Raw genomic sequence first — 19,865 nt, 5'->3', positions numbered from 1 at the left:
TGTCCTTCCGGGATGCGGCTACGCCGCGCGGCGGCGCGGCTTGGCCGTGGGAGTCGTGCAGGTCTGGCAGTGCGTCTCATCGGGGGCCAGCGCGGCGAGGTCGCCGCATCCGGCGCACGTCCGCCAGATGGCGCGGCGCTTGGTCGAGATCCGCACAACGGCGGCGAGGTTCGAGGTCATGGGTCATCTCCAGTGCTCGGAACCGCTTGACGGCGGCCGGGCACCACGCGGTGCCCGGCCAGGAACGGCCCACGCGACCGGGCCGACGGATGGGTGCACGGACCTACGCCGTGCGCGGCAGCCTTATTCGGAGGGAGGCGCGACCCTGATCCAGTTATCAATGACCAACCCGGACTCAGCGGTGTCATGGCGTACGGCAACCGGTGCCGCCGTTCCCGTCCTTGCTGCCGGAAATTCGGTCCAACACGGGCAAAACAGGCCAGCCACGGGCGCACGGCATCGCCGCGTCACCACCGCGTTTTTGCTGGTCCTTTGCTCGCTATCCCGGTAATCCGTACGTGTTTACCGGGCTAGACACAGCGTGCAGCACTGCTGCCGCCGCTGTCAACCCCCCTAACCAAGCGTGTTTATGGGGGCGACTAGATCGAGAGGCGGATATGGGGATTGACCAGTTAGGATCGCGTTAGCCCTCTAGCGGATGGAGCGTGACGTGGCAGACGCGCCGCCTGCCGACGTACGAGCGAACCTGCTCGAACGCGCGCAGTCGATCAACGAAAAGATCGAAGAACACCAGGCAGCGATAGCTGAGCTGTCTGGAGAGCGTCGGGAGTGCCTGGAAGACCTGCTCGCGGCTGGAATGACTCAGATCCAGATCGCGAACGCGCTCGGCATGTCGCGCGGCAGGATTTCGCAGCTCATGAGCGCTGGCGTCAAAGCCGAGCGAGCGTTTTTTGGCACGGGGAAGGTAACCGTGGCCATCGGCGGGAAGCTCGAAACCGGGCGGGTCGACGGCAAGCCGCTGGTGGTGGCCTCGGGTGAAGCGTTCGGCGCGTACGAGCGTCTTGCGGACCTGCTCCGCACTCTTGGGCTTGAGTCCGAGTCTGAGATTGTGCCGCCTCCGGGGTTGCTTCAGCTCAACCGGCCCAACCTCGTAGTGCTGACCAGCCCTCGTCTCCTGCCGTTCGTCGGCCAGGTGCTCGACTCCGATCCGCATCTTGGCTTCGCTTCGGATGACGACGGCTGGTTCCTGGTCGACAAGACCACGAACACGGTCTACCGCTCGCCCAGCGACGGTGGGGAGTCGACGGACTACGCCTACCTCGGCAGGTTGCCCCGGCCTGACGGCAAGGGGACATTCCTCTACCTGGCCGGCATCCACTCTCCGGGGACGGCCGGCGCGGTGCGGCACGTCGAGGCCCACCTTCCGGAGCTCTACCGCGAGGTCAAGAACCGCCGTTGGTCCATGCTCGTCGCCACGAAGTTTGACGGGAAGACGCGGAAGGTCCTGGAAACCAGTGCCGTCACTCCGATCTACAGGCACGACAATGGCTGAGTACTTCGCGAATGTGCAGGTCGCGGCCGCGCCAGGCAGTGCGGCGAAGCCTCCCGAGGATTGGGCGCATGCGTCCGCTGAGCTGGTGGTCGTGCTGGATGGCGCCACGGCACGGACCGACACGGGATGCGTTCACGGGGTCCAGTGGTATGCGGCTCGACTCGGTACGGCTCTGTTGGACCTTGCCGGCGACCCACGCGCTGAGCTGGTCGACGCTCTACGCGGTGCAATCGAGCGGGTCGCCGGAGAGCACTCAACTACGTGCGATCTTTCGCACCCTGGAACCCCGTCGGCAGGTGTTGCGATCCTGCGCCCAGATGGCCGCTACCTCGTGCTCGGCGACGTGACGATCGCTGCGGACGGATCGAAGGGCCCGGTCGTCGTGGTCGATCCGAGGGTGGAGCAGACTGCAAAGGCGGAACGTGCGGAGGTCGATCGGCACCTGATCGGCACGCCCGAGAAGGCGGCAGCGCTCATCCCGATGAAGCGAGCCGAGCTGGCCGCGCGCAACGTCGCCGGCGGCTATTGGATCGCCGCGGCGGACCCGTCGGCGGCGACGCATGCCCTGACTGGACGGATTAGCGCATCGGGCCGCGTGGCCGTCCTGACTGACGGTGCCGCGCGAGCCGTCACGCTGGGCCTGATGGACTGGTCAACACTGCTCGACGTCATCACCCACGCCGGTCCCGCTGAGGTGATCGCGCGCGTTAGGGCTGCTGAGGCTGCCGATCCGTTAGGCGCCAGGTGGCCACGGAACAAGGCAAGTGACGACGCCACGGCCGTAGCGGTAACGCGGTCGATTCAAGCGAGCAGGAATGGTGAGGAATCCCCTCTGAATCGCGGTCAATGGGAGGGCAGCGCATGACGACCGCACCGCAGGACGACCGAGATTTGGGGCGCTTCGTCTACGCCAAGGAATGGACTCCCGTCCTTGGTGCATATCTGTACCCATTACGATTCTTCGGTCCCGAACGGGAGACCGACCCGAATGACTACCTAGAGGTAATTCAGGTTGCACGCCTCGACAGCGGCGATGTGGCAATAACCCGCGGAGGCGGACTCTATGCCAGGATGCACGATAACACTCGGTCAGAGGCCGAGGTCGCACGGGTAGCAGCGCTACTAAACCTAATCGTTTGCGAACTAGCGTTCCGCGGGATAACATCCAGCCCCGTAACAGATACCGATGTTCAGATGGGAAAACTAATAGGCCATCATGCATCGATCGTTGGCGGCTTCGGTGAGTACGGAAAGCGTAACTGGGGCCCATTTAGCCTGATTTGCAGTACGCCAACTTTTATCACCAGAGCAGGGACCTACTGGCCTCCGAACTTCTACTGGATGCAGACAGATGCCGCCGCCTTGGACGACCTTGGCAGACTGGAAAACGCTAAGGAATTGGCGCAAGTTGGTGCGCATATCCCCGCCATTTTTAGTGCCGCGATTTCACACGCAGCCCAGCACAGCGTAGGCGAGACCATAATTTCATCCTGGCTGGTCTGCGAGGCGATTCTGACGCACGTCTGGTCGACGTACACCTCCAGCCTTGAGAAGGCTCGCAAACGGCGGCTGGAGGATTTTCGCGTATACAGCTCCGCCGTCCAGTTGGAGACGCTTTTCACCGCAGGCTTGATATCCGAATCCATCTATTCCGACTTCCACGCTGCGAGAAAGATTCGAAACGAGTTGGCGCACAACACCAAGATGTCGCTCAACGGCGCCGCCCAAGCAGTGCAGGCACTATTCTCTGCCCTTCGACTCCTGAATGTCGATACCAGACTACTGCCAGGCTTTGGGTTTATGGGCGGAGGCATTGGCCTGCCTGAGAATACTTTGGAGCCAGTGTTCGATTTCCGATAGGGCACGCCAAAAGCCGAGAGTCAAATTGGGCCGCCCTTACAGGCCAGCAATGCGCGAACTTCAACAATCCGGCAGTTGAGGCGCCGGTAGAGCCGGACTAGTTGTCTCCGGATCGCCGGCCGGTCCCGTAGTTCACATCGGACAGATTGCCAGCGTGGTCGCCATTGAGGCGTATCCCGCCAATTGGCTCCGTGTTCTGCTCTGGCGTGATCGGCTTACCACCGACCAGCGAACGGCGGCACGCGGCGACGGCGATACCGCTACTCGCCTCGCGGTCGCGGACGAAACCAAGATTGATCTTGGCTTACATGCGGATGTCCGGTTCGACCTAAGAATCTGGACCGACCGCATTGCGGCGACTGAAGCGGCCCGAGCTATTCGAAATGCGTTGAACGGGCCTAGATCGTGACAAGATGCTGATACAAACTAGAGGTCGTTTGCTATTCGAACGAACCGCTGCCAGCTATCACTTCGCGCTGCCCAGGGTTTCTTATGGAGCTGCAGAGCGATGATCTTCTGCGCAATATCCACACTGTCCTTCTCTGCGTAGCCCCTGAAAGACTTCCCCCGAAAACCGGCCGGGCGCACAGCGGACTTCAGCTTTTCTTTGGCGTTGGCAACCTTGCCGACGTCCTTGTTTAGGTAGTCATCCGGCTTTCGCCAGGAACTGCGTAGCGCTGCGACTGCATCTGGGAAGAGAAACCACCAGGCCTCCATCTCCCAGGCGGGAACTACGGCATGGACCTTCCACGGCATCGCTGCGTAGGAATTTTCGATTCTCTCCGCAATAGCAACATGGGCGGGTTCGAGGGCGTCAGCGTCCTCATGCATCAGCACACAGCGAATTTCTTGCCGCGCATGTGCGGCACGCAAAGCTGCTGCGACTCGGTCCACCTTCCGTCCAACCTTGCCCGGCGAGATATCTTTGACAAGCGCCATTGGTTCGCGCAAGAGCTTGACGGCACTTGGCGATATGTCAGGCCTTAGGCCACACAACAGCACCTTGATTGACTGTCGATCATTGTCGTCTTCGCCAAAAACTATAATCTGCTTCTCGGTGCTGTTGGCACTGCTCACGAGGGGACACCGCCGAGCGCCCCCGTAAACCACAGTTCGCCCAACCCTATCTCGCCACCAAGCTCCTTTTCCATTTTCCGTACGGTCTCGGAGTCGATGGCAGGAATCCTGGAACTGGCATCGCCGTCACGTTCGCAGACAATTAGTTCCTCGGGCTTGAGCCTATTAACAAGAGGAGGGGAATGCGTCGCGATGATGAATTGGGTGCGTTCCGACGCTTCCCGCAAGAGTTCGACGAGTCTATCTAAGACATGGGGGTGCAAACCGTGATCAATTTCTTCGATGCAGGTCATCTTGGGAGGGTTGGGATCATGTAGCAATGCCAGCAGGCTCAATGCTCGAATTGATCCAAACGACGCTTCTGAGAGCTGAGTCGTGTCATCCAAGCCATCTTCACTGAGGCTCAAGACCGTACCTTCGCCAGCTCCCCCAATCGACTCGAACTCAAGTGACTTAAGGCCAGGGATGAAGATGCGCGCGTCTTTGATGATATCTGCGAACACATCCTCGTGGTCTTCTGCGATATAGCGCAAGAAGGCCGCCAGGTTGCTTGCGTCGTTCTTGAGATTTTCTGATCGAGGGGTTGGAGACGGCTTTCGTGCCGCGGCAACATTAATATCGAATACGCGGAAGCTCTCGAAAAGCAACGCCAACTCTTCGACCTGTGCGCCACCCTCTTCGGCGCTCAACTTCGGCAGAGTGGCAAGACCAAGCGATCCTTCCCTGAGGCTGCCTTTGTGTTCGTGCTCGCCGGTAGTAAAGGTGACTCCGCCACCAGCGATGGATATACGCCGGCCGGGGCCTGCCGTACGCTTGAAGAGAAACGTCTCTTCTCTGATCAGGTAGGTTCTTGCTCGTTTCCCCGAACGGGCTGGAACGCTACCCTGGCGTATCGAAAGCGTGTAGTGGTCGGTAGTCTTTCTGCTGCTGTTTTTCGTAAGCGCGGCTTCGATTTCAATGACTATTTTTTTCACGCCTTTTGAGCGCGCTCCCCGAAAGAAAACGCGCTCGAAACCTCCTCGACGACCGAGCGCAGGCTCCAGGTCGTCGCGCACTGAGTCCCCAAGAAAGGCAATCACGTCTAGCAGGTTTGATTTGCCTGCGCCGTTGGGACCAACAAGCACATTAAGTGGTTGAAGGTGCACTTCTATTTCGCGCAAACTGCGAAAGTTAGCTGCCTTCAACCGCAGCAGGTAGGGAGGACGAGTTGCAGCCACAGGCACAGAGTACTGTCTGACCCCGACTGATGGGCAAGAGAGCCGGCGCGTGGCGTCTCCGCCTGGGTGACTATCGAGGTGGACAGGCGACGCAGGCGCAGCCTAGGCGAGCCATGCTTTCGTCGGCAGTCACGAACAGCGGACGCACGTCCGTCTGGAGCATCGGCCACCGTAGTCGGAGTTTGAAGCCCCGAGCGACGCGACTGAGTCTGTAGGCCATGCGGCGGCTGGATCCGTCGGCCGCTGTCAGGGCTGGCTTCATGTTGGGGGTCTAAGCCGTCCCCGCCGTCCAAGCGCGAAGCCTTTGGGCAGGTGTCCCCGGTGTCCCCGGTGTCCCCGACTGCGCTCTGACCTGCTCATATGGTTTTGATCTAGGGGGACACTGCACCGAACGTGTCCCCCTAGATCACTGACTAAGACTCCCCTTAGAACAAGCGTTCGCCTAAAGTCGGACCATGATCGGGAAAGTCGGACGCTGGTGGAACGGGTCATGGGACCCGATTGCGCGGGCCGGCATCTCGGTGCAGAAGATCACCACCTGGCGCGTAGACGCACGGCGCGGCGACGCCGACTCGCAACGCATCACGCGCAGCGACTTCGCGACCGAGACGGACGCCCGCACGTTCGTAACCCGGCTCATGGATGCGTGTCCCGGTGAGCGCCGCGACATGCTCGACGCCGGTCGCGGCAGCGCTGACGCCGGGCCGCACAGTCGGTGACTGGATGGCTGTAACACGCTCCGGTGAGTGTTTCAGCCGTCCAGTCTGGCGCCGCTGCGGAAAATACCCGGAAAATCAGCAGGCGACCGCGCGTCGGCGCAGCGTTATTGCAGCTCAAGGCCACGTAACGGCAACATGCGGCCGGTCCCTCCGGAGGCGGGGGCGCAGGTTCGAATCCTGCCGGGGGCACTTTTTGTCCCATTATATAGCTAATGTCTGATTTTTTGGATCATGGCTGTTGCCTGCTCGAGCTGCGTCAACCTAGACAGTTGGCGAGTTGATCAGGGGAGCAGGTTGCCGCGACAGCGCCCACGAATTGGCTCACTCGTGCGCGCGTTTTGCCCCGGATTCCCTGCTCCATGATGAACTTGGGCGTGAATATGCCACCCGAGCTGGACTTCGAATACAAGATCACCATCGTTGAGGATGAGCGGCCACAGTATCTGGCGGCAGCTCAAGCAGCGTCCATCCTGGAAGTTCAGGAATGGTTCGCCCGTTCCGCATCAACGCCTGCAGGATCTGTCCAGGAACAGGATGAGACCTCAGCCATGCGCCAGCAAATTGGCGAACCGCCCTCGAAGTCGTGCATAGAAGTCAGACGCTCGCCCACGTAGCGCCTCGTCGAGGGCTCGCTCCCAATGGCCCTTCCCACTCGGGCGCACGAAGGGACTCAAGCCCCAACCTTCTGATCCGTAGGTCTACCGGCTGTCTATGTCGTTTTCGACATGCTGGTCCGACCGTGTACCGACGAGTGTCAGCAGGTCCGGGCGCGCACCCACGACCGCCGTCCCGCCAAAGGATTCCAGCACCTCGGGTGTGTCAGAAAACCTCGACCAGTCCGTCGCGATCACCGTCGTCCGAGCACCATCGGAGCACCATCCCGCTCCACGAACCACGACTTTGGTCTCGGTTGACGCTCATGCCGAATCGACCCGCGCAGGGCGAAGCGCTGTACGCCCTCGCCGCGGTGCTGCGTAAGGCGGAGCTCGCTCGCCACGAGCGTTGGCGACATTCTCGCCGGACTCGCTGACCTGAAGCCGCTCGGCCATACGAAGCTGCGATAGGACCCCGGTGCAGCGGGGGACGCGCCGGCACGTCCCCCGCTGTCGACACCATCCGCAGTCAAGAAACGGATCGCAGGCCGGCGGCGGTGAGCAGGTACGCTGGGGCGACGTTGGTGGCGTCCATGCTGAGCAGTTCCATCAGGGCTTTGCCCGCACCTTCGGGGGTCAGCGGATCGCCCAGGTGTTGCAGGTACTGTGCCTCGGTCTGGCGGGCCCGCGCCGCGTATGCCCGCACGGCCGGGCGGCCCAGGTCGGTCAGCGGGGTGAGCTTCGGCAGCACCGCGGTGAACGTGATGCCCAGGCCGGCGCGCTCGGCCTCCTCACGCGCATACGCGGTCATGAACCGCTGTGTGGCTTTGGCGCCGGCGTACCCGCCGCTGAGCGGCGACCCGGCGAGGGCTGCGCCACTGCTGAGCACGACCATCCGGCTGCCGGGCCGCATCGGCTGCCGCAGCGCCGCGCGCAGCCAGTGGAACGCGATACGCACGTCGGCATGCCAGTTGATCGAGAAGCTCTCCCAGGTCTGGTCCTGCAGCGGCAACATGGCTGGGCGCGCGCCGGCTACCACGACGACTGCATCTGGCTTGTGACGCTCGAGCAGCAGCGCGGCGGTCGTTTCGTCGGCGGCGTCAGCGACTTCGGTGGCGGCGCCGGAGGTCCGGCTCACGGTGACCACGTCGGCGCGTGCCTCGCTGAGCGCGTCGGCGATGCCGCGGCCGAGTCCGCGGCTTGCCCCGACGACGAGGGCGGTCATGCCGCGGCCCGCAGCAGTGCGGCGTTCGCCTGCTCGAGCGTCCGGATGGGGCCGGTGGCCCAGCCCGGCTCGATCGACGCCGACAGCGGGTCGGGGAAGATGTCCTCGGCGCCGGCGGCCACACCGTCGAAGATGGCCCGGGCGACCGACGCTGGGTCGGCCTTCAGCACGGGCAGGTCTCGCACCATGTCGGTGTCGACGGGACCGGCCAGTACGGCGTGCACCCGCACTCCTTGCGGGGCGAGTAGCCCGCGTTGCGACTGTGTGAGCGAGTACGCCGCGGCCTTGGAGATCGAGTAGGCGGGCATCACCGGTACCGATGCCAGCGACGCGAGCGACAAGACGTTGACCACGGTGCCGCGGGAGAGCAGCAGGTGCGGCAGGAGTGTTTGGGTGACCGCGTACGGGCCGAACAAGTTGACCGCGAGATGCTGCTCGAGGACCGAACGTTCACCGAGGTCGTCGAGCACCGACACGCCGGCGTTGTTGACCAGCATGTCGAGCTCGACCACTCGATCGGCCAGGGCCTGCACCTGCGCGGTGTCGGTCACGTCCAGTGGCAGCGGGATGACGCGGGCGTCGGGGTGCGGGACCGGCCGCCGCATCGCCGCATACACCCGTTGCGCGCCTCGGTGCAGGGCCTCGTCGACGATGGCACGGCCGATGCCCCGATTGGCGCCGGTCACCAGGATTGTTGTCATCATGCAGGGTCAGACGCGCCGGGTCGCCGAAATCCGTCGGCCCGGTAGCGACCAGTTTTCGGGCCGGTCGACGTCAGTACCGGGAAACAATGGTGACGGAGGTGGGCGATGTCCGGGACGTCGGCCGAACTGCTGCAGCGGGCCCGAGCCGGCGATCGTGAGGCGTTCACGGCGCTGGTGCAGCCGCACCGCGGCGAGCTGCAGGTCCACTGCTACCGCATGCTCGGCTCGGTCCAAGACGCCGAAGATGCCGTGCAGGACACGCTGCTGTCGGCCTGGGTAGGCCTGTCCGGTTTCGAAGGCCGCTCGTCGATCCGCACCTGGCTGTACCGCATCGCCACCAACCAGTGCCTCAGCGCGCTGCGGTCATCCGCCCGCCGCCCGCCCACTGTGGCCGCCGAACGTCCCGGCGAGGTGCTGTGGCTGCAGCCGTACCCGGACCTGATGCTCGACGACCTACCCGATCATGTACCAGGCCCCGACGCGCGATACGAGTCCCGCGAAGCCGTCTCCCTCGCCTTCGTGACCGCCGTGCAACTGCTGCCACCCAACCAGCGCGCCGTCCTGCTGCTACGTGACGTGCTCGGCTACCGCGCCGCCGAGACCGCCGACCTGCTCGGCCTGAGCGAGGACGCGGTCACCAGCGCGCTGCGGCGCGCCCGGGCCACCATCGACGCCTCCCGCACCCGCGACCTGCCCCCACCGGCCGGCGGCCCGCAGGAGCGCGAGCTCGTCGACCGCTTCGTCGCCGCCTTCACCGCACCCGACGTCGACGCGCTCATCACGCTGATGACCGACGACGTGTGGCTTCGCATGCCACCACAGCCGTTCGAATACCACGGCACCGACGCCGTCCGCCGGTTCCTCACCACGATTGACGCCCACCGCCGCAGCATCGCCCGCATGGTGCCGACCCGCGCCAACCACCAGCCCGGCTGGGGCGAATACGTCCACGACCCGGTCACCGGCAGCCTGCACCTCACCGGCATCCTCGTTGCCGGCCTCGCCGGCGACCGCATCAGCGCACTTACCCACTTCGAGACCACACTCGCCCCGCACTTCGCCCTGCCCCGCACCCTCCGGCCAAGCGAGCGAGGCGACCCGCGACCGGCGGTTGGTACGGCAGTCGGAGATCGTGATCGGTACGGACGGTGACGAGTCAGCACTACCTGCGCCGCACTGTGTCCGACTCCTTCGCACCCGCCCACCTGCCGTGATGGCAGCGAGGCTGCTGACCCACCGCCGTCCGTCAGGCAGTGACCCATCGCTTCACCGGCCAAGCCACCTCAGATGTCACCTATCCGTGCAGCAGACCCCAGTCCCCAACACGCCATCCGGCAATGCCGACGGGCGATCGTCCTGGCACTGGTCGGCTGGCTGCAGTGATCACTATCGTGGCAGTCGGTCACCAGACACCAGCTGACCGTCCATGACCGGCCGCTCCCGTGTCACTTCGGCGGCTCCGCCCTTCCCGGAACAAATGTGGCTGTCCCGTCCTCGGCAATGATCCAAGTCTGAGTCGTACAGGCGACGCTGTTCACACGTGCCAGAACCCGACCATTCTCATCCTGCGCCTCGATCAATGTGGCCTCGCAGAAGATGCCCTCATTGAAACCCTGAAAGCCGCCAGGGGGAATATCCGTATTAGATTCCATGGACGCGTCCACGATCCTGACCGTGATCTCGTGGGCACGGTCGTTGCGTATGTAAAGCGCTTCTTCCTGCTCGGGTTCGAGGAAGGGTTGGTAGGATCGCACCAAGAAAAAGGATCCCCCGCAGCACAATACGAGCAGTGCAACGACAAGCACGATCAATCCAAGCCACTTTCGACTGCGCACGTCAGACAAGATCACTCCCATCAATCGCGAATACCCCCGTCGAGGGCGTCCCGTTAGCGAGCCCATCAGGAGTAAGTGGCTTACCAGTCGAGTATACTTGCGCGCCGACCTGCGTCACCGCTGACAGCGCCGTGGCCGCGTCTGGCGCAACCCCGAAGTAGATGGTAAAGAACTTGATATCGTTGCTTTCGAAGCGCCCGAGCTTCAGAGTGATGTCTGGACCACAGAGATGCCGCGTGTCACCCTCCCAATTGACTCCCGTGACGGGCGTTGGATTTGGGGACTCGAGGAGCTGGCAGTAGCCGTCATCGCCCGCTCGATCGAGGTAACTGGTGTCTCCGCCGAGCGTTTGCAGGGAATTGTAGGACCAGTAACCGCCGTTATCCCAGTCGATCGACCGAGCGTAGGTCATGTCAGAGATTGGTGCACCGAAATTTATTACGAAAACCTGCATCTTGTAGAGATACCTGCTGTCGAGCAGGCAGGACGACCCGGCTGAAGGCGGGCAATTGGGCACGCGCACGGGGGCAGGCTCGATCCGATGGATAATCTCCAAAGAGCCAAGCGCGGTCACCGTCGATATGATCCCATCGCCCGCGTCGGTCATGCGAACCCCATTCAGCGAAAGGTCCTTACTGCCGCCGGCGTAGTGACTGAAAGCAAGGTAATTGGGCCCAATTGGCGTGTTGACTCCCCATCCATCACCTTGGAAACGGGCAATCCATTCGGTGTCCGGCCTATCCAACAATCGGGCACCGACACCGCTCGCGATTCCTAGGTGCCCAAACGCCGACATCCCGAGGTCGACAAAGCCGTTGCTCAGGACCAGCCCTGTGACCTGGTAGGTGACCTGGTAAGTCACGTCTGACCAGGTGGCCCACTTCCCGCCGTACTCGGCGTTGACCATGGTGATGAACGCACCCGGACAGGTCACGGTAAGCGTAACCGCGGGACTGCCCGACAACGGCTTGCTATCGCCGCACTTGTTCGTTGGCAGACCATCCTCGTCAAGCAGTACGATGCTGCCGCGCACCGCTGGGCTGTCCGCGTCGAACGTCACCGTCACGTCGGTGTCAAACTTCTTGGGGTTCTTGATCTCGATGTAATGTGCGCCGGTCTGTTGGATCTCCGTGGTGCCCTCGACGGTTCCGGCCGCCCCTGGCCCAGTTTCGTCGATGGTCACGGTGTCGTGCCGTGGCCGATGCCCAGGGAAGTCGGCATCGTCCAAGCTCTGCTTCCATCGGGTGGCGTCACTATCCTGGAATCCTACGCCGGATGTGTTCTTGTCAATGGTGTAGGCCCATTCACGGAAGCGTTGTATCTCATCGGCGAAGTTGCCATCGACGCGACGCTGTTCGATCAACTCTTTGATGACTGCACCCGGCAGTGGCGGGGCGTCGCCGACGAGTCGTTCCCACGATTGTCTGATGGAGTCCCTAAGCAGTCTTTCTTCCAGAAACTCCGCCACGATGAACGCGCCGTACTCGGGGCCTCCTCCGCTGATAACTGTGTCGCCTTCGTCGTAGCGTTCACTTGATTCCGCAAGAAAGGCGTCCAATGAACTGTAGTAATCCGAGTCAATGCCCGATTCGCCGGCGAGTTCAGCTGCTGTGTGCTCACCCCATTCGGCGGTCGCCTCCATCCACCAGTTCATCCAGTAGTCGCCCGCAAACCGGTCGTTCATGTATTGGTACTGGACAAAGTGGAAGAGTTCGTGGCGGGCGAGTCCTTTGATGTTTTGCGAATCCCTCGTAAGGAACATTGTCCCATCCCCGCAAGTCAGGCATCCAGCTGGGGGAAGCGACAGGCCCGTTCCGGCCGGCAGCCATTGCACTTGTACTACAACGTCATTGGGAACCTTGTAACCCAGTTCGTTCTTAAAGGCTGTACGGGCCTGTTCAAGCGTCGTCTTGAGGTTTTCGATAAAGTCCGGGCGGACATTGCCGCCCGTGGTGGTCTGATCGATGTCCCCTTCGTCGTAGTAGATCGTGAAGTGATCAGTCTTGACTCGACAGCCAAAATTGCGGCCCGACAACCGGACCCAGAAGCTGCAGTCCGGGTTGTTCGAAGCCAGCGCGTTGGAGGAACGGCCACTCGTAGTCGACGGCCGGCTCACCTCGGTCGGCTCTAGCCAGGCTGAGATTTCCTCCTGCTCAGAGGGCGCCAATGCGGGCCAAAGACGCAGGAGTTCGGCTCGGGCCGCGTCAATGTTGCCGACCGCCACGGCGCCGCCGCTGTACCGGACTGGCACCGCGGTAGGGTCGGTGAGCCCAAACAGTCCGATCTGTACGTAATCGGCAGCGCTGATCGTGCCCGCTTGGTAATCGAACGCCAGGCGCTCCAGCACGTTCGTGTTGTTGGCAAGAGTGACGGACGAGCCGCCAGCCACCACTTCCGTGCCATCCAGTGCTCGCAGGTCGTAGGCACCATCGGGCCAGACCGACGTCGTACCCGTCGTGTTCCAGGTCGCGCTGCAGGCGTCGTCGTTGCGGGTAGCGGCTCCGACTTCCTGCCAGGCGCCGCCACGCAGTCGGGCTTGGATGGTCAGCTGTGTCACACCACTTGAGCAGGCGACGGTGACCGGGATGGTCCCCCAAACGCCACGCCCAGGGACGGGGGCGAGAAAGTGGATGGCAGGCGCGTCAACAATGACCTTGAAGTGTGCGGTCGCACCCGCTGTGCCAGCGAGGTCCACCCCACGGACGTGCAGCCACCAAGTCCCCGACGCGAGCTGCGCATCCCATCGCGGCTCGGCGGTGGTCGTCGTCGTGCTGGGCACGGTGTCGTGACTGTGGTCGAGGGCCACGGCCCACACGGTCGCGGACGTGTCGCTGGCCTGCCACGCTGCCACGAACATGTCGTTTGAGTAGGTCGTTCCGGGTACCGGGTGCGTCATACTGGTGATCTTGGGAGCGCCTGGCGGTAGATCGACCAGGAACTTCCGATGCGCGGCCTCTCCGCGGTTCCCTGCTCCGTCGACTGGGACGACGTGCAAGTACCACTGGCCCTCTCCGGGCAGGTTCTTGGTAAATACGGCGCCAGAGATGGGCGCATCCGACGGGACGTCGTCCGCGCCGTGCGTAACGGAGACGGCGTAGGACACTCCCGATAGGTCCGGCGAGCTCGTGAACTCCGCCACGACATCAGAAGAGTTGACGGGAACGTTCGGATCGGGGTGGGAGGTCAACGTGACGGTAGTCATCGTGGGTGCGGTGGTGTCGATTTTGATCATTTGGTGTGCGACCGGACCTGCGTATCCGTTAGGCATGATGGTCCGTACATGTAGGTAATGCACGCCGTCAGTGAGCTGTCCGGACCAGCCATCGGCTGATTGTGTGAGGGTCGTCCCAGGGTCGTTTGTCGGAATCTGGTCAACCGAAACAGCATATCCAGCGACAGGTAGTTGAGTAATCGAAAATCTATTGTTCGGATGCCAGGTGACCGTGGCTGTTGACGAGGAGGACCATCCGTCTTCTCCTGTCGCTTCACCTAGGTCAACGTTGGCAATTGGCGCACGGACCGCGTTTAAGATATGAATTTTCCAGGTCCCACCGGTAGCGCCTTTTACGGTCAGCCGTAGCTTGTAGATCCCGGGAATAGTCGCCATGCAGAGATCTGAATACATGGCGGTAAGAGTCGTATTGCACACTGTTTCACCGTTGGGCGCGACGAGTTCCGCGCCAAGCGAGTCGGGACCGGATGTTGCACCTATCGCAAGAGGCTGTCTGGCAAGTGCATTAAATTGAACTAGCGTCGACATTCCGGGCGTTGGAAGCGCTACGTCGAATGGGTCACCGTCGACCGTCGTGGCGACCGTTTCCTCCGCTGGAAGGTTGGAGACTTGCACCTTTATGAAACCGACGCCGAGGCCGGCCGGGTCGATCCGAATGGTGTATGAGCCGTCTACAGGTATCGTCGTTTCCCGAATGAGCACCGGATAGTCACCGTATCCGTCTTCCGACTGCATCGTCGCGCCCGACGGATCGAGAAGCTCGATCCGGTAGGGGGTTGTCGTATTGTCGTTGTAGAAACCTCCTGGCCCCGCGACGAGAACGCTGATCCTCTGTCCAGCGGCGGCGGCAAAAATTGCATCGGCAGTCTGGTTCGGCGCAGTGACAGTCAGCGTGACGGAGGGACCGCCGACCGACGTCGTCACGACTGTCGGCGCTTGGAACTTGTAGATGTGGATGCTGAACGTGCCGACATCCATGCCACTCGGGTCGATGATCAGCGAGTAGGTACCCGTCGTCGAAAGATCAAGCGGACCGATCGCGGCAGAAGGATTAGCAGACGACTTGTATGCATTGCCAACGATGGCGCCGGACGGGTCGCGCATGGTAAACGCCATCGAGACGGAGGGATTGCTGAGGTCCTCAAGGAGTACATAGGTCTTGACGCCGGTGGTCGCCTCAAACGTGACGATGCCGTTCTGCCCGGGCGCTTGGACGGCGACTGTCGTGGACATACCCCCCAGCTCACCCACGGTGGTTACGTCTACTGGCACGTCGTACAGACGTATACCGATCGGTCCCGTATATGGGCCGTCGGGGTCGACGGTGAGTGTGTATTCGCCGGTATTGGGCAGCGTCTCGGGATCAATGAAAGATGAGCCGTTGAGGTGCCAGGCTGTCTTGAGTAAGGTGCCATCGGGCTTCGTGATGGACAGGCGCATGCCGGTCGCCGTCGTGGTCAGGTCCAGGGCAACCCGTTGGCCGGCGGTCCCTTGAAATGTCCAGGTCGCGTTCTGACCCGGTGTCGTGATCGAGGTGGCGGTGGGTGTATCGCCAATTTCTGTGGTCAGTGCCTGGTCTACGACGGTGTACGCACGGATGGTGATGTGCCCGACGGCATCGTCGGCGGGATCGACCACGATCGTGTACGCGCCGGTCGCAGGGACGGCCGTCGCATCGATAAAGGTGCCGCTTTCGGGGATGCCCGACGCTGATGCCACGATCGAACCGTCCGGCCCCAAGAGCTTGACGCTGACGCCATGACCCATCGAGTTGTCGCTCAATCCCAAGGAGATGCGCTGACCCGTCGTGGCGTTGAACGTGGCGGTGGCTTGTTGCCCGCTGACAGTCGTGGTCAGTGTTAGTGGCGTGCCGTCGAGGGTAAGGGTGCCTGTAGCCGAAGCGGCCGAGACCCGGAACGTGTACGTGGCCGAGGTGGACTGGTTGCCGGCAGCATCGATCGCAACGACGTAAAGGACGTGCGTCCCCACGGCGTCCGGGGTCACTACGACGGCCGCGCTTGCGCCCGCAGTGGTTGTGGGCTCGGTGTGGGTGGGTGGGTTCTCGTCCAGCCCATACCGGTAGGACACGACGTCGGTGGCGCCACCTGCGCTCAGCGTGAACAGGCCCGGCATTCCGGGCTGCCCAGCCCAGGCTTCGGCTGGGTAGTCGGTGGAGGTGACGGTGGGCGCTGGCGGGGCGGTGGTGTCGATGGTGAATTTCCAATGCCCGGCCGGGCTCCAGGTCCCGGCGGCGTTGACCGCTCGGACGTGTAGATACCACACACCGTCGCCGTAGTTGCCGGAGTAACTGGTCGCGATCGTGTCGATTGTTGTATCGGGTGTGGTGGCGGGCTTGTCGTCGATCTGGACGCTGTACCCGTCAGCGCCGGCGGGAGCCGGCCAGCTGCCGGTAAACGCACCGGACGAGTAGTGCTTGGTCGGGTCGGGGTGGGTGGTGGAACTGACAACGGGTGTCAGCGGTTGGGTGGTGTCGGCGACGAACCGCAGGTGCGCCGCCGTATCGGACCAGTTGCCGGCAGCGTCGCCGGTACGGATGTGGACCCACCACACGCCGTCGGCGTCAACAGTCGTGGTGTAGGTGGTCGTCGTTTGGGTCGCCAGGCTGGGCGGCATCGTGTCCGGATCCTTGTCGACGATGACCGCGTACTGCGTTACGCCGGAGGTGTCGGCTGGTGGGTTCCAGGACACGGTGACTTGGCGGGAAGGGTAGAGCTGTGTCGGGCTCGGATGGGTCAACGAGGTGAGGGCGCTGGGCGCGCTTGGTTTGGTGGTGTCGATGTTGAACGCGAAGTGCTGTGTGGTGGACCAGTTGCCGGCCTTGTCTTGGGCGGCCACGTGCAACCAGTAAGCGCCGTCTGCGAGTCCGCTCGCAGTGACGTTCGCCGTAGTCTGCGTGACAATGTTGCCGGCCAACGTGCCGGGCGACTGGTCAATCACCACGGCGTACCCGTTCAGACCACTGCCGCTGTCGGTTGCGGTCAATGTCGCGGCGAACGCTGACGTTGAGTACCACTGGCTGGGGTCAAGGTGCGTAGAGCTCACGACAGCGGGCTGTGAGGGCGCGGCGGTGTCGACGGTGAACTTGAAGTGAGCGGGCGTGCCCCAAGTGCCGGCCGCGTTCTGGGCGGCCACGTGCAGGTACCACACGCCGTCAGTCCTCGTAGCGTTGTACGTCAACGTCGTCTGGTCGACGGTCGTGTCCGGGGTCGTGGTAGCAACGTTGTCGACCACGAGGCTGTACCCGGTCGCGCCGGAGACGGCCGACCACGATGCGGTGAATGAACCGTTCGGGTAGACGAGATCTGGGTTGGCGTGGCTGGTGGAGGTAATCGTTGGTGCCGGTGGCGGGCCGGTATACACCATGAACTTGAGATGCACGGCCGTGGCGGACCAGTTGCCGGCGCCGTCCCGGGCGCGGATGTGAACCCACCAGGTGCCGTCGGTAGGCACTGTCGTGGTGAACGTCATGGCCGTCTGAGTGGGGCTGGTGTCGGGGATGGTGCTGTCAGATTGGTCAACGACGACCACGTAGCTAGATACGCCGGAGGCGTCCTCCGGCGCACCCCACGACACCGTCATGGTTCGCGACGGGTAGGCGATGTCGCTGGACGGATGCGTAGACGAGGTGGGGTTGGTCGGTGCGCCCGGCTTCCCGGTATCCACTTTGAACTGGTAATGCGCGGCCGGTGACCAGTTACCCGCCAGGTCTACGGCGGCGACATGTAGGTAGTGCACGCCTTCGGTCTGCCCGGCCGCCGACACGGTTACGGCGGTCTGGGTGACTGTTGTCCCGGGGCTGGTGGTCGCTGCAGTGTCGATTTTGACTGCGTATCCGGCGACGCCGTTGGTGTCGCTTGCCGCAAGGGACGCGGTGAGGGTCGAGCTGTTGTAGTACGCGCTCTGTATGGGGTGGGATGTGCTGGTGATGGTCGGGGTTGCGGGTGGGGTCGTGTCGACCTTGAACTCGCAGGGATCTTCCCAGTCGGCCCAGAGGTACTCATCAGATCCGTGGACACGCCAGGAGTAGGTGCCGTTCTCGGCAAACGCACCGGCGGGCACGGTGGTGGCGTAGGTGCTGCCCGAGGTTCCGTATGCGGTGGTGGCTCCGCCGATCTTTGCCCCGCCCGCGACGTACCACTCGAACTCAGCCTTGGTGTTCAGACCGTCCGGGTCGGTGACCTTCGCCTTAAGGGTGGGAGTCTTGGTGTTGATGTACGGCCGGGACGTACCGGTAACGCATGTGGTTGCGGGGACCGTCGACCGGGTGCCCATGACGGGGTACCGGTTGTAGGTGATGTTGGTGTAGGGCACTTGGCTCGAGTCTGCGGCGTTGCGGGACCTGAACTGCTTGAACGCGTTGGCGTCAGTCTCGCTGGTGGCGCGCAGACCCATGTACCCGCGGTTCTGGTTGTTGTCAGCCGCCCGACGGAAGAAGGTCGTCGACGACACCGACACCCAGCCGTCGTTGCATGAGGAGCTGAACCCCTTCGTCTGCGTGGACGACGCCTCCTTGACCAACCAGTCGGGCTGAGTTGTCCAGACCATGCCCTCGACGTTCTGCGAGGTAGTCCACATGTCCCACGATTTCGCTGTGCACGTGGGCGACCACCAGTTCCAGAAGTACGTCGTGGCCGACGAAACGTAGGTGCCCGCGAACTCGGTCGTGTCCCACCTCACCAAAGACCGCGCGACGTCACCGCTGACTAGCCCGAACTGCAGGTCGTTCTCTCCGCCCCGGTCGACGGTGTCGCCCTGCTTCACATAGGTGTCGAACGTCGTGTACAAAGGGTTGATCGTCGGGTCGATCGTGATCGGGAAGACCCGCCGCGTGTCATCAAGCCAGTCCGTATCGGGAAGCAGCCGTAGATCTAGACCCGCCTTTTCGACGACCTTGGCTGCCCGTTTGGTTACACGGGTGTCGATATTGCGTCGCTCAGGCGCTTGACCAGTGGCGATGGGCTTCGCGTCCCACATCTGCGGGGCTGGGATGCGCGCGAAGACCTTACCCGCGTCATTCTTGATCGCCAGGTTGCCCCCTGCGTCCCGCATGAAGCTTGCGGCGGCCTTAGACGTCACGGGCAAGGTGATGTCGCGTACCTTCGCCAGCCCTGCCCGCGTCTTGACCTTAAGCAGTTCCTGGAAGCCTGTCCGGGTCGCCCTGACCACGAGGTCCACATCAGGCAGGACGTCAGCGTAGGTCGCGGTGTCGCCGTCCAACATCGGCTCGGGCAGCGGACCGGTCCAGCTCATCGCCACCCGGCCTTCACCATGACCCACCGCGGCCAGCTCGTGCTCGCCTGCGCTCGACACCTGCCCGGACATCGTCAGAGCGCCAGGGTGTGCTTTGGGGGCCACAGTCCCGTCGGCGCCCTTGATCAGGGTCAGGTCCACCTCAGCCCAACCGTCGCCCTTACGCGCACGCACCGGAGCGGCCGAGATCCTCGCCTCGTACAACCCATCCGCCGCCGCGAAGTACTCCCCCGTCTCCGAGGTCAACTCCGCGATCCGTACCCGACCGCCACACTGCCGGGCCGCCCGCAACGCCGCCGCACGATCGGGCTCCTCAGTTGGACACTCGGCCTGCACGGCGACTGGCGGGGCAGCGGTCACCCGGTCGGGCCAACCCACCGCCGGCGCCAACGACGCAGCCACCGTGACCGCCAGCGAGCCAACCAACCGCAAACGCCACGACCTGCGGCGGCGCAGACCCACTTCCCGCTCGCCATCCGTCGAATCAGATACTGAGCGCCCAGAACCGGCTAGACGTGACACTTAGCAACCCCCGCAATCACGACCTAAAAGGCGACCATGATCATGTGGCGTGGTCAACATCGATGTCAAGTGGATTCACGGAACGTAGTGACTATAA

13 protein-coding genes and 1 tRNA gene are annotated in these 19,865 nt (G+C 63.0%); 7 read left to right on the top strand and 7 right to left on the bottom strand.

Translation table 11 applies throughout. The features are described 5' to 3' along the window. Positions 1–18 precede the first annotated feature (18 nt). Positions 19–180, bottom strand: coding sequence for a hypothetical protein (locus ABD211_RS24415; protein WP_344136408.1), 162 nt, complete (start codon positions 178–180; stop codon positions 19–21). A 490-nt stretch (positions 181–670) separates the two neighbouring features. Here ABD211_RS24415 and ABD211_RS24410 point away from each other — a divergent pair, with 490 nt between their 5' ends. From ABD211_RS24410 to ABD211_RS24400, 3 genes are read left to right on the top strand one after another with little or no spacing between them, the layout of a single operon-like run. Further along, complete coding sequence (locus tag ABD211_RS24410; RefSeq protein WP_344136405.1) at positions 671–1,513, top strand: sigma factor-like helix-turn-helix DNA-binding protein; 843 nt, start codon at positions 671–673, stop codon at positions 1,511–1,513. Then, complete coding sequence (locus ABD211_RS24405; RefSeq protein WP_344136402.1) at positions 1,506–2,378, top strand: hypothetical protein; 873 nt, start codon at positions 1,506–1,508, stop codon at positions 2,376–2,378. The genes ABD211_RS24410 and ABD211_RS24405 overlap by 8 nt, the downstream gene beginning before the upstream one ends. Next, positions 2,375–3,373: a hypothetical protein gene (locus ABD211_RS24400; protein ID WP_344136399.1), complete on the top strand. Its 999-nt coding sequence runs from the start codon at positions 2,375–2,377 to the stop codon at positions 3,371–3,373. Before ABD211_RS24405 ends, ABD211_RS24400 begins: the two co-directional genes overlap by 4 nt. Positions 3,374–3,799: 426 nt before the next feature. On the opposite strand, the gene ABD211_RS24395 is transcribed toward ABD211_RS24400, so the two are convergent. Then, complete coding sequence (locus ABD211_RS24395; protein WP_344136396.1) at positions 3,800–4,450, bottom strand: hypothetical protein; 651 nt, start codon at positions 4,448–4,450, stop codon at positions 3,800–3,802. Beyond that, positions 4,447–5,667, bottom strand: a complete 1,221-nt coding sequence (locus tag ABD211_RS24390) for an AAA family ATPase (protein WP_344136393.1) — start codon at positions 5,665–5,667, stop codon at positions 4,447–4,449. Before ABD211_RS24390 ends, ABD211_RS24395 begins: the two co-directional genes overlap by 4 nt. 455 nt (positions 5,668–6,122) lie before the next feature. Between ABD211_RS24390 and ABD211_RS24385 the strand changes: the two genes are divergently transcribed. The 3 genes from ABD211_RS24385 (at position 6,123) to ABD211_RS24375 (ending at position 7,000) form a co-directional block, all read left to right on the top strand. Then, complete coding sequence (locus ABD211_RS24385) at positions 6,123–6,386, top strand: hypothetical protein (protein ID WP_344136390.1); 264 nt, start codon at positions 6,123–6,125, stop codon at positions 6,384–6,386. 119 nt (positions 6,387–6,505) lie between these two features. Then, positions 6,506–6,575, top strand: a tRNA-Arg gene (locus tag ABD211_RS24380). Between the two features lie 170 nt (positions 6,576–6,745). After that, positions 6,746–7,000, top strand: coding sequence for a hypothetical protein (locus ABD211_RS24375; protein ID WP_344136387.1), 255 nt, complete (start codon positions 6,746–6,748; stop codon positions 6,998–7,000). 508 nt (positions 7,001–7,508) lie between these two features. Here ABD211_RS24375 and ABD211_RS24370 read toward each other — a convergent pair. Both ABD211_RS24370 and ABD211_RS24365 read right to left on the bottom strand, forming a co-directional pair. Next, positions 7,509–8,204, bottom strand: a complete 696-nt coding sequence (locus ABD211_RS24370) for an SDR family oxidoreductase (protein ID WP_344136384.1) — start codon at positions 8,202–8,204, stop codon at positions 7,509–7,511. Further along, on the bottom strand, positions 8,201–8,890 hold the full coding sequence (locus ABD211_RS24365; RefSeq protein WP_344136382.1) for an SDR family NAD(P)-dependent oxidoreductase: 690 nt from the start codon (positions 8,888–8,890) through the stop codon (positions 8,201–8,203). The genes ABD211_RS24370 and ABD211_RS24365 overlap by 4 nt, the downstream gene beginning before the upstream one ends. A 123-nt stretch (positions 8,891–9,013) precedes the next feature. On the opposite strand from ABD211_RS24365, the gene ABD211_RS24360 reads away from it, so the two are divergent. Then, positions 9,014–10,060, top strand: coding sequence for an RNA polymerase subunit sigma-70 (locus tag ABD211_RS24360; protein WP_344136379.1), 1,047 nt, complete (start codon positions 9,014–9,016; stop codon positions 10,058–10,060). A 293-nt stretch (positions 10,061–10,353) separates the two neighbouring features. Here ABD211_RS24360 and ABD211_RS24355 read toward each other — a convergent pair whose 3' ends face one another. Together ABD211_RS24355 and ABD211_RS24350 are read right to left on the bottom strand one after the other, a co-directional pair. Next, on the bottom strand, positions 10,354–10,752 hold the full coding sequence (locus ABD211_RS24355) for a hypothetical protein (protein ID WP_344136376.1): 399 nt from the start codon (positions 10,750–10,752) through the stop codon (positions 10,354–10,356). Then, positions 10,745–19,492, bottom strand: a complete 8,748-nt coding sequence (locus tag ABD211_RS24350; protein WP_344136373.1) for a hypothetical protein — start codon at positions 19,490–19,492, stop codon at positions 10,745–10,747. Before ABD211_RS24350 ends, ABD211_RS24355 begins: the two co-directional genes overlap by 8 nt. Positions 19,493–19,865 lie beyond the last annotated feature (373 nt).

This window comes from Luedemannella flava, assembly GCF_039528515.1.
Lineage (GTDB): Bacteria > Actinomycetota > Actinomycetes > Mycobacteriales > Micromonosporaceae > Luedemannella > Luedemannella flava.
Note: the sequence above shows the minus strand (reverse complement) of the source record. Positions and strands in the feature narration are given on the sequence as shown.

Bases quoted from the DNA above. Each gene is read 5' to 3' on its own strand.
- ABD211_RS24415 (WP_344136408.1), bottom strand. From the start codon at position 180: ATGACCTCGAACCTCGCCGCCGTTGTGCGGATCTCGACCAAGCGCCGC.
- ABD211_RS24405 (WP_344136402.1), top strand. From the start codon at position 1,506: ATGGCTGAGTACTTCGCGAATGTGCAGGTCGCGGCCGCGCCAGGCAGT.
- ABD211_RS24400 (WP_344136399.1), top strand. From the start codon at position 2,375: ATGACGACCGCACCGCAGGACGACCGAGATTTGGGGCGCTTCGTCTAC.
- ABD211_RS24385 (WP_344136390.1), top strand. From the start codon at position 6,123: ATGATCGGGAAAGTCGGACGCTGGTGGAACGGGTCATGGGACCCGATT.
- ABD211_RS24375 (WP_344136387.1), top strand. From the start codon at position 6,746: ATGATGAACTTGGGCGTGAATATGCCACCCGAGCTGGACTTCGAATAC.
- ABD211_RS24370 (WP_344136384.1), bottom strand. From the start codon at position 8,204: ATGACCGCCCTCGTCGTCGGGGCAAGCCGCGGACTCGGCCGCGGCATC.
- ABD211_RS24360 (WP_344136379.1), top strand. From the start codon at position 9,014: ATGTCCGGGACGTCGGCCGAACTGCTGCAGCGGGCCCGAGCCGGCGAT.